The sequence below is a fragment of the Peribacillus sp. P4_D6 genome (assembly GCF_056401795.1).
In genome coordinates this window covers 1-2,241 of sequence record NZ_JBFUIQ010000282.1, presented here as the reverse complement: position 1 = coordinate 2,241, position 2,241 = coordinate 1, and the positions used below count along the sequence as shown (strand labels likewise).

The following is a 2,241-nucleotide window of genomic DNA, read 5'->3' as shown; positions in this document are numbered from 1 at the left end:
ACCTCACACCCTGTTGACATTCAAGTGATTGCCGCAACAAATAAATCGCTCGAAAAAATGGTGAAAAAAGGTGAATTCCGAGAAGACTTATATTATCGTCTTCATGTCGTGCCTATCCATCTTCCGCCGCTAAGAAATCGTGTAGATGAGATCCCCCACCTGGTTCAGTTTTTTTTACAAAAGTACAATACACTGTACAATCGAAAGGTAGCGTTCACCCCGGATGCAATCGACTTGCTTTGCATCTATCAATGGCCCGGTAACGTGCGCGAACTTGAAAATACAGTTGAAAGACTTGTGATTACTAGCGGAATACCGGAAGTGGATGTTGCTTTGGTTAAAGAGGTGCTTCCATTTAAAGGGCCCAAACCTCTTTCACTACCTGTCATCGATTTCCTAATGCCATTGCAGGAAGCCGTTGACCTTGTGGAAGAACAACTCATCAACATGGCGATGGAACAATATAAATCATTGAAACTGGCGGCAAAGGTATTGGAAGTCAGCCAGCCGACGATGAGCAGGAAATATAAAAAATTACGAAATAAAATGGAAGAGGCAAGCTTTTCACCAGTGGATAAACGGGCCATTTTAGAAGAACAAATAAACCAGCGGCTTCGATCCATTGCCGTTGTAACCGCAGCTATCATTCCAGCTGAAGAGGTTATCAGTCTACAAAAAAATATGAACCGGCAAACTTCCTATTCCCAGAAATTAAAACAAAAACTTACCATGATTCAAGAAAAGGAAGGCGTAATTGAATGGGTCTTTATATTTATCATGTCGGAGGATGGACGTCTGATTCACCTTGTTACAGACAAAGGCTTTGTAATTGAACCGGGAGAAGAATATATGGGTCCCCCGGAAATGGTCAATGTCGCTTACCAGGCGTTTAATGGTAAAGCGGGTGTTACTCCCATATACGAAGACAGGTACGGTGAGTGGAAAACAAGCTTTGCGCCAATCATCGATGATGACGGCAATATCGTAGCAATTGTCGGATGTGATTACAGCAAAGCCTATTTCAATTCAGAAATGCAACGTCTCCGCAAACAGCTAAACATACATGTTTGATTTCGGCGTGCAGTCCCATTATCGAATTGGAGCCCATGGTAAAAAAGAAAAGCTGATAACAGGAGCCGTTTTGTACGGGCTTCTGCAGTCAGCTTTTTCGTTATTATCAAACCATATATATACATCAAGCAATTAAAATGGCTGTAGGCTTATATAGGCAATATGGCATCTTGTTCCTCCACCAACCGTCCTCAAAAATGAAACGGTTAAGCGTATCCCGCCGAATATGGATAATCATTTGCAAAAAAAACAAAGACTTATTCCGATTATACAAATGAGTGCCCATAAGCCTTTTTGCCATGAACCTATATAGCTTTCTCTTTATTTTCTCCTTTTTTCACCAAAAAATAAGAAGTAATCAAGGCTGTAATAGGAATTATCAGGGCTACTCCGGTTCCAGCACAAATTATAGTGATCATTTCAGCACTGAATATTTTTGAGTTTACTATTTCCCCAACAGAATAGGACAAATCTTTAAACCATATAAGCAATGCCAAATAGCCACCAAAGAAAGCAAAAAATAGTGTATTCGTAGATGTCCCTAAAATATCCCGCCCAATACTCAATCCAAATGTGAATAATTCCTTCTTGCTAATGGATGGATGGTGATGATGCATTTCTCGCATGGGAGATGCAATGGCCATGGCTGTATCGATAATCGCGCCAATAGTACTCATAATAATTACTGAAGCTCCAATTTTAACAAAATCCACCCCAATATAAAGGGAAAAGATGCTAAGCTCTTCTATTTCTTCTTCACCGAAACCTTGTATCATCGCATTTTCCGTCACAATGACAATAAAAAAGAGTACAATAACAATCGTGATAATAGTAGAAATGAATGCTGTTTTTGTTGTACTGTTCACTTCGTTAATGAAAAATAAATTAATATAACTAATCACCGTACATGCAATCAATGTTACGATATACGGATCAATATATGGATTAGTCATAAAAATGAGGTTTTTTATTTTACAAGTGTTGCGAAATACACCAATTCCAATTATTTTTTCATAAGAAACTTCTATGGGGCGATCCTCGCCATCACCATCTATCACGAAACCCTGCTCATTACCCCATAATAAAGTCTAACCCATTAAACCGTTGACAATAATGGTGATAACAATACAACCAGGCTGAACTTTTTTTGGTGGATCTTAAGGAAGATAC

2 protein-coding genes are annotated in these 2,241 nt (G+C 39.0%); one reads left to right on the top strand and one right to left on the bottom strand.

Translation table 11 applies throughout. The features are described from left to right. The coding region (locus tag AC1DVB_RS26760; protein ID WP_477591845.1) for an AAA-type ATPase lid domain-containing protein at positions 1-1,071 on the top strand (1,071 nt) is incomplete at its 5' end. A 305-nt stretch (positions 1,072-1,376) separates the two neighbouring features. Here AC1DVB_RS26760 and AC1DVB_RS26755 read toward each other — a convergent pair. Then, complete coding sequence (locus tag AC1DVB_RS26755) at positions 1,377-2,078, bottom strand: YibE/F family protein (protein WP_477591847.1); 702 nt, start codon at positions 2,076-2,078, stop codon at positions 1,377-1,379. Between the last annotated feature and the right edge of the window lie 163 nt (positions 2,079-2,241).